This is a genomic window from Brooklawnia sp. (genome assembly GCF_049651565.1).
Lineage (GTDB): Bacteria > Actinomycetota > Actinomycetes > Propionibacteriales > Propionibacteriaceae > Brooklawnia.
Map to the genome: position 1 here is coordinate 1 of NZ_JBASCI010000188.1, position 7989 is coordinate 7989.

General features: G+C 69.6%; 5 protein-coding genes and 2 pseudogenes. 3 read left to right on the forward strand and 4 right to left on the reverse strand.

From position 1 onward, the window contains the following. Positions 1 to 395, forward strand: a pseudogene (locus WBL05_RS08820) (hypothetical protein); the annotation flags it as partial. Positions 396 to 534: 139 nt separating this feature from the next. On the opposite strand, the gene metH reads toward WBL05_RS08820, so the two are convergent. Continuing rightward, entirely contained in the window at positions 535 to 4011 is a 3477-nt protein-coding gene (metH, locus tag WBL05_RS08825; RefSeq protein ID WP_424225302.1) for a methionine synthase, read from the reverse strand. Between the two features lie 66 nt (positions 4012 to 4077). On the opposite strand from metH, the gene WBL05_RS08830 reads away from it, so the two are divergent. Next, a complete protein-coding gene (locus WBL05_RS08830) occupies positions 4078 to 4908 on the forward strand; it encodes a PAC2 family protein (protein WP_424225303.1) in 831 nt (276 codons plus the stop codon). 8 nt (positions 4909 to 4916) lie between these two features. On the opposite strand, the gene WBL05_RS08835 is transcribed toward WBL05_RS08830, so the two are convergent. Beyond that, positions 4917 to 5921, reverse strand: a complete 1005-nt coding sequence (locus WBL05_RS08835; protein ID WP_424225304.1) for an asparaginase — start codon at positions 5919 to 5921, stop codon at positions 4917 to 4919. 96 nt (positions 5922 to 6017) lie between these two features. On the opposite strand from WBL05_RS08835, the gene WBL05_RS08840 reads away from it, so the two are divergent. Beyond that, positions 6018 to 6824 (forward strand): polysaccharide deacetylase family protein, encoded by an 807-nt coding sequence (locus WBL05_RS08840; RefSeq protein WP_424225306.1) that lies wholly within the window; start codon positions 6018 to 6020, stop codon positions 6822 to 6824. A gap of 22 nt (positions 6825 to 6846) precedes the next feature. Here WBL05_RS08840 and rpe read toward each other — a convergent pair whose 3' ends face one another. Next, positions 6847 to 7509, reverse strand: coding sequence for a ribulose-phosphate 3-epimerase (gene rpe / locus WBL05_RS08845; RefSeq protein ID WP_424225307.1), 663 nt, complete (start codon positions 7507 to 7509; stop codon positions 6847 to 6849). Positions 7510 to 7524: 15 nt separating this feature from the next. Beyond that, positions 7525 to 7989 (reverse strand): annotated as a pseudogene (locus WBL05_RS08850) (RsmB/NOP family class I SAM-dependent RNA methyltransferase); the annotation flags it as partial.

Below are 7989 nucleotides of genomic sequence, written 5' to 3' on the forward strand. Positions count from 1 at the left end.
GCCCCCACCCATCCGACAACAAGTGGAACCAGCTCGCCGTCGGACTGCCAATCTGGGTATGGACCGAAGACCCCGGACCGATCACCACCTCGGTCAGCGAACAGGGCATTGACATCCAAATGCAGGCCAACCGCGGCAGCGTCACCTTCGACTGGGGCGACGGCACCCACACCGTCTGCAACCTGATGCGACCCCGCCCAGCCACCATGGACCCACTCACCCCGTCACCCGACTGCGGCCACACCTACCTCCGGAAAGGCGACTACACCATCACCGCCACCGCCGGCTGGGCCGTCAACTGGCAAGCCCTCGGCCAAACCGGGGCGCTCCCACTCAACTCCACCTCGACCACCGAGGTGCCCATCCGCGAGTTCCAGGCCATCGTGGTCGGCTGAGGATTGCAGGTCCGGGTCCGGCTTGCTTGTCGGCGCATCCTGACCCGTTTGCTTCCCCTCTCGGGGCCTCTCCCGGTGCTCTCCATCCACGAAGCAGCGCAGTGGCCCCTCCTCCCGGGTGCGATCGACGGCTCGGGGACTACCGGGCGTTGAAGTACTTGGCCTCCGGGTGGTGCACGACCAGGGCGTCCGTCGACTGCTCGGGATGCAACTGGAACTCCTCCGACAGCTCCGCCCCGATGCGGCCCGGCTGCAGCAGTTCGCACAGCGGCGCCCGCATCTCCAGGTCCGGGCAGGCCGGGTAACCGAAGCTGTACCGGCTGCCCCGGTAGGCCTGGTCGGCGATCTGTGCGTCCACGCTGCCCTCGTCACCGGCGATGCCCAGCTCGGCCCGCACCCGGTGGTGCCACATCTCGGCCAGCGCCTCGGTCAGCTGCACCGACAGGCCGTGCAGTTCCAGGTATTCCCGGTACGCGTTCTCGGCATACAGCCGACCGGTCTCCTCCGACACCCGCGAGCCCATGGTGACCAATTGCATGGCCAGGGTGTCCGGGCCGAGATCCGCGGCCTCCTCGGCGTCCCGGAAGAAGTCGGCCAGGCACAGTCGCCGGTCTCGCGGTTGCCGCGGGAAGTCGAACCTGACGACCTGGCGGCCAGGATCGTCGGGGTCCCCCACCACCAGCGTGTTCCCCTCCGAATGGCATGGGAAGTAGCCGTGCACGACCCCGAACTGGCCCAGCCCGTCGGCCTGGATCCGGTCCAGCAGGCCGCGCAGCCGCGGGCGGCCCTCGGTCTCGACCAGTTCTTCATAGGACGCCCCGCCGCGCACCCCACGCAGTCCCCACCGGCCGGCGAACAGCGCCTTCTCGTCCAGCCAGTCGGTGATCTCGGCCAGTTTGATGCCTTTGGTCACCCGGGTTCCCCAGAACGGCGGCGCGGGCACGGCTATCCGCCGGGCCACATCCGAGCGGGTGATCTCAGTCAGCTCGGGCAGCTCACGGGTCTTCGCCGTCACCCGCCGCGGCCGCACCGGTGGCAGTTCGGCACCCGGTTCACCCCGCTTGACCGCGGTAATGGCATCCATCAACTCCAGACCCTCGAACGCGTCCTTGGCGTACCGAACCGTCCCGTCGAACCGTTCGGCCAGGTCGTGGTCGACGAACGTCCTGGTCAGCGCCGCCCCACCGAGCAGCACAGGGAAGCGGCCGGCCAGCCCGCGGGCGTTCAGCTCCAGCAGGTTGTCCCGCATCACCAACGTTGACTTGACCAGCAGCCCACTCATGCCGATCGCGTCCGCATCATGCTGTTCGGCGGCCTCGATGATGGCCGCGATCGGCTGCTTGATGCCCAGGTTGACCACCGTGTAACCGTTGTTGGACGCAATGATGTCGACCAGGTTCTTCCCGATGTCGTGCACGTCACCCTTCACGGTGGCCAGCACCAGGGTCCCCTTGCCGGCACCGGCCAGCGACGAGTCGAGGTGCGGCTCCAGGTGCGCCACCGCCTTCTTCATCGTCTCCGCGCTCTGCAGCACGAACGGCAGCTGCATCTGACCCGAGCCGAACAGCTCACCGACGGTCTTCATGCCGGCCAGCAGGTCGTCATTGATGATGTCGAGCGCGGGCTTGTGCTGCAGCGCCTCGTCCAGGTCGTCGGTCAGGCCGCGGTCGTTGCCGTCCACGATCCGCCGCGACAACCGCTCCGACAACGGCAGCGAGACAAGTTCGGCCTCCCGCTGCTCGCGCAGCGAGGCAGCGGTCACCCCCTCGAACAGGGTCAGGAACTTCGACAGCGGATCGTAGTCGTCGGTGCGCCGGTCGTAGATGAGGTCGAGGGCGGTCTGGTACTGCTCGTCGGGGATTCGGTCGGTCGGCATGATCTTGGCGACACTGACTATCGCCGAGTCCAGCCCCGCCTTCACGCACTCGTCCAGGAAGACGCTGTTGAGCACCACGCGCGCCGCCGGGTTGAGCCCGAAGCTGACGTTCGAGACCCCCAACGTGGTCAGCACCCGGGGGCGGGCCGCCTTCAACTGGCGGATCGCCTCGATGGTGGCCAGCCCGTCGCGCCGGGTCTCCTCCTGACCGGTGGCGATCGGAAAGGTCAGGCAGTCGACCAGGATGTCGCCCTCGTCCATGCCCCACTGACCGGTGAGCGTGTCGATCAGCCGTTCGGCGACCCGCAGCTTCCATTCGGTGGTGCGGGCCTGACCCTGCTCGTCGATGGTCAGCGCAACCACCGCGGCGCCGTGCTCGGCCACCAGCGGCATCACCCGCTGGAAGCGGGAGTCGGGGCCGTCGCCATCCTCAAAGTTCACCGAGTTGATGATGGCCCGTCCCGGCAGGTGGTTCAGCCCGGCCTCGATCACCTGCGGCTCGGTGGAGTCGAGCATCACCGGCAGGGTGACGGCGTTGCCGAAGCGTCCGGCGAGTTCGGTCATGTCCGCCACGCCGTCGCGTCCTACGTAGTCAACGCAAAGGTCGACGACGTGCGCGCCGGAGCGGGACTGGTCGCGGCCGATCTGCACGCAGTCGTCCCAGCGACCCTCCAGCAGCGCCTCCCGGAACGCCTTCGAGCCGTTGGCGTTGGTGCGCTCACCGATGGCCAGGTAGCTGGTGTCCTGCTTGAGCGACACGTCGCTGTAGAGGGACGCCACGGCGTTGCCCGGCTGCGGCTCGCGCTGCGGGACGTCCCGCTCGGCACCGATCGTCTCGGCGAGTTGCCGGATGTGCTCGGGGTTGGTGCCGCAGCAGCCGCCGACCAGCGCCAGCCCGAAGTTGCGGACGTACTCGTCCAGCGCTTCGGCGAGTTCGCCCGGCTGCAGCGGGTAGACCGCCCCGTCGGCGGTCAGTTCGGGCAGCCCGGCGTTCGGCATGGCCGACAACCCGACCGGCGCATGCCGCGACAGATAGCGCAGGTGCTCGGCCATCTCGGCCGGACCGGTGGCGCAGTTGAGCCCGATGATGTCGACACCGAGCGGCGCCAGGGTGGCCAGCGCAGCCCCGGTCTCGCTGCCGAGCAGCATCGCACCGGTCGTTTCCACCGTGATCGAGACGAAGATCGGCAGGTCGACGCCGAGTGCTGCCCTGGCCCGCTTGGCGCCGATCACCGCGGCCTTGGCCTGCTGCAGGTCCTGGCAGGTCTCGATCTGCACCGCGTCGATGCCGCCGCGGATCATCGCCTCGACCTGCCGCTGGTAGCCATCGCGGATGGTGGTGGCCTTGATGTGCCCGAGCGTCGGCAGCTTGGTGCCCGGCCCGACGCTGCCCAGCACGAACCGCGGACGGGCCGGGGTGCTGAACTCGTCGACCACCTGACGGGCGATCCGCGCGCCGGTCTCGGCCAGTTCGGCCACCTGTTCGGAGATGCCGTACTCCCCCAGCGCGGCATGGTTCGCCCCGAAGGTGTTGGTCTCGATGCAGTCGGCCCCCGCCTCCAGGTACGCGCGGTGGATGGCCGACACCACGTCCGGGCGGGTTCGGTTCAGCACCTCGTTGCAGCCCTCGTAACCCTCGAAGTCGTCCAGGCCGAGGTCGAAGCCCTGCAGCATGGTGCCCATCGCCCCGTCGGCAACGAGGACCCGGCGGAACAGCTGATCGCGGATGGCAGCAGGCATGGTGGCAAGAGTAGCCGCAGCAAATGACGCCGCCGCTGGTTGAGACAGCAGCGCTAGGCTCTGTGCATGGTGGGACGCGGAAAGTTCAGGCGGCCGGTGGTGGTCGGCGCCTTCGAGGGGTGGAATGACGCGGCGGACGCGGCCACCGCCGTCATCGAGCATCTCGCCGCCAGCTACCCCACCGACCTGATCTTCGAGCTCGATTCCGAGGAGTACTACGACTACCAGATCGTGCGTCCGCGGGTGGCGAACAGCGACGACGGTCGCGAGATCGTGTGGCCGACCACGTCGATCAGCGTGGCGCACCTGCCGGCCCGTGATGTGGTGCTGGTCAGCGGCCCCGAACCGAACATGCACTGGCAGCGGTTCTGCACGTCGCTGGTCTCCGCCTTCCGCAGCACCGAACCGGAACTGATCATCCTGCTCGGTGCGATGCTGACCGATTCACCGCACTCGCGTCCGCTGCCGGTGACCGCGTCCACCGGCGACCAGGCGCTGGCCCGGGCGCTCGGGCTGGAGTCGTCGAACTACGAAGGCCCAACCGGCATCACCGGAGTGCTCGCAGACGCCTGCCGGCGCGCCGGGTTGCGCGAGATCTCGCTATGGGCGTCGGTGCCGCACTACGTCGCCTCGCCCCCCAACCCGAAGGCAACCCTGGCGTTGCTGTCGCGGGTTGAGGACCTGCTCGACACCGCGCTCGAGCTGGACGATCTACCGGAACTGGCGCGGGCCTGGACCCGCGGGGTGGACGAACTGGCTGCCGAGGACTCCGAGATCAGCGAGTACATCGAGTCGTTGGAGGCCCAGCAGGACGAGAACAATCTGCCGCAGGCCTCCGGCGACTCGATCGCCGCCGAGTTCGAGCGCTACCTGCGCCGCCGCGGCCAGGCCGACTGAGCCGGGGGCTAGTAGCGGACGGCCCGCCGCCCGAACTCAGCGGCGATGCCGGCATTGTCGACGCCCGCGGCCACCAGCAGCGCGAGCAGCACGCGCGACTTCACCGCGTCCAGCGTGCCGGCCATGATCGCGCCCCGCCGCTGCAGGTCGATCTCGGAGCCACTGAACCCGTAGGTGCGCCGGGTGGTGCCGCCCTGTCCGATCCGGCTGGCAACCACCACCGGGCACCGTTCGACCGCCGCGGAGACCACCTCGGCCATCAGCTCGCTGACATGCCCGGCGCCGAACCCGGCGATCACGATCCCGGCCGGGTCGTCGGCGAGCAGGCGCCGCAACACCCGGCCGTCATCACCCAGGTAGGTACTGCAGATCGGCACGAACCCGAGCTCAGCGTCGACCGGCAAGCGCCGGGCCGGCAACCGGGGCCCGGCCGGCGTCAGCCAGACCTCCCCCTCGACCACCCGTCCGGCCACCTGGCCACCGTAGGACGCGAACGCCGACAGCGCGGTCGTGTGTGCCTTGTGCACCAGGGCGGCCCGGTGCACCACATCGTCCAGCACCACCACCGCACCCAGACCCCGGGCCTGGGGGCTGGCGGCAACCATCGCCGACGCCAGCAGGTTGCCCGGCCCATCAGCCGAGGCCTGGGCTGCACCCCGCATGGCACCGGTGAAGACCAGCGGCTGGTTGTGCTCCCAGACACAGTCGGCCAGGAACGACGTCTCCTCCAGGGTGTCGGTGCCCTGCACGATGACCGCGCCAACGGCCCCCCGGTCGACCTCATCGCGTGCCCAGTCGACCGCCTGCAGGACGTCGGTCTCGGTCAGGGAGGCACTGGGCCGGGCCGCCAGGGTGGCCGCCCGCAGATCGGCGACAACGTCCAGGCCGGGCACCGCGGCCACCAGGTCGGCGGCCTGCAGTGTCGGGACGATGCCACCGTCGGCTTGCGGCGTCATGGTTATCGTCCCGCCGAGGCTGGCGATCGCGAGGACGGGCCGGTCAGCGGGGGGCATGGCAACTCTCCTTTGCGCACATCTTCAACGACATCCTGTCAGTTCGGCCCCGGTGCGGTGGCTGTGACTGGGCTGTGAGCGACCTAGGCTGGCCCAATGAGCTTGTGGAAACCCCTTGTCGTGGCCTTCGGCCTGCTGCTGCCCGGCTGCGCCCAGCCAGCCGAGCCCGTCGAACCGGCCAGCACTCCGGCGCCAGTGACCAGCCGGGCCCCGGAATCCGAGCCGCCCGCGACCGAGCCGGCGGCCGAACCCTCGACGCCCGACCCGTCCCCGGCCGCCGCCCCGCCGGACTGCACCGTGGTCGCCTGCATCGCGCTCACCTATGACGACGGGCCGACCGGACTGACCGACCACGTGGTGGACGCCCTGGTCGACCGGGACGCCCGGGCCACCTTCTTCCTGAACGCCTCGTATGCGACCAACAACCCCGACACGGTCTTGCGCACCCAGCAGGCTGGCATGGAGATAGCCAATCACACCACCAACCACGCCAACCTGGCGCTGCAGGGCGCGGACACCATCGCCTACGAGATCGGCGACGCCCAGCAGCGGATCGAGGCCATCACCGGGCAGGCACCCACCCTGCTGCGCCCGCCCCACGGGGCATACAACGACCTGGTGCTCCAGATCGCCGGGCAGCACGGGGTGGCGGTGGTGAACTGGACCGATGGCCCAGCTGACTGGGAGAACCGGGACACCGCCTCGGTGATCAACCGCACCCTTGCCGTGGCCCGCCCGGGTGCGATCATCCTGTTGCACGACACCTACCAGTGGACCGCCGACGCCACGCCGGCGATCATCGACGGCCTGCAGGCGCAGGGCTACCACCTGGTCACGGTCTCCGAACTGCTCGGGACTGCCGAGCCGGGCGTGCTCTACGGGTCGGGCCCGGCGCCGGCCTGATCGGCCGAGGCCGAGGCCGAACTCAGTGCCAGTGCGCTGCTGCGATCGCCTTGTCGCGCAGCGCGTTGACCATCACGTCCGGTTCCTCGGCCCGGTAGACCGCGGTGCCGGCGACGAAGACGTCGGCGCCGGCCTCCGCAGCCCGTTCAATGGTCTCGGTCGAGATGCCGCCGTCGACCTCGATCCAGATCTCCTGCCCGGTGGCCTTGACCAGCTCGCGGGTGCGACGGATCTTGGGCAGCACCACGTCGAGGAACTTCTGACCGCCGAAGCCCGGCTCGACGGTCATCAGCAGCACCATGTCGAGCTCGGTGAGCATGTCGGCATAGGGCTCGATCGGGGTGGCCGGCTTCAGCGCCATCGCCGCCCGCGAACCGAGCCTGCGCAGCTCACGCGCCAGCCGGATCGGCGCCCTGGCTGCCTCGACGTGGAAGGTCACCGAGTAGCAGCCCAGCTCGGCGTACTGCGGCGCCCACGTGTCGGCGTTCTCGATCATCAGGTGGATGTCCATCGGCTTGTCGGTGTGCTTCATCAGCGACTCGACCACCGGCAGCCCCACGGTCAGGTTCGGCACGAAGTGGTTGTCCATCACGTCGAAGTGGAGCAACTCCGCGCTGGGCACCCTGGCTACCTCGGCGGCGAGGTCGGCCAGGTCGGCGTTGAGGATACTGGGAGCGATTTGCATGGCCACGCCGCAACTCTATCGGCCGGACCGCCGGAGCAGGGCGCAGAACATGGCGTCGGTGCCGTGGATGTGCGGCCACAGCTGGATGCAGCGCGGGTTCAGCCGGCTGGCGGCGTCCGGTACCTCGGGCAGTAACGCCGGGGCGTCGAGCAGTTCGACGCCGGACGCCGCGGCCACCACGTCGACGGTCTCGGCCGGATGCGGCGAGCAGGTGATGTAGGCGACAACACCGCCCGGCCGGGTCGACTCGATCGCGGACGCCAACAGCCCGGCCTGCAGCCCGGTCAGCTCATCGACCTGTTCGGCGTCCCGGCGCCAACGGGACTCCGGACGCCGCCGCAGCGACCCGAGCCCGGTGCAGGGCACGTCGGCCACCACGGCACCGAACGTTCCGGCTCGCCAGGCCGGGACGCGGCCGTCCGCTACCACCACCTGGTGGCCGCGACCGTAAGTCTCCAGGTCCGGGTAGCCGCGCAGCGC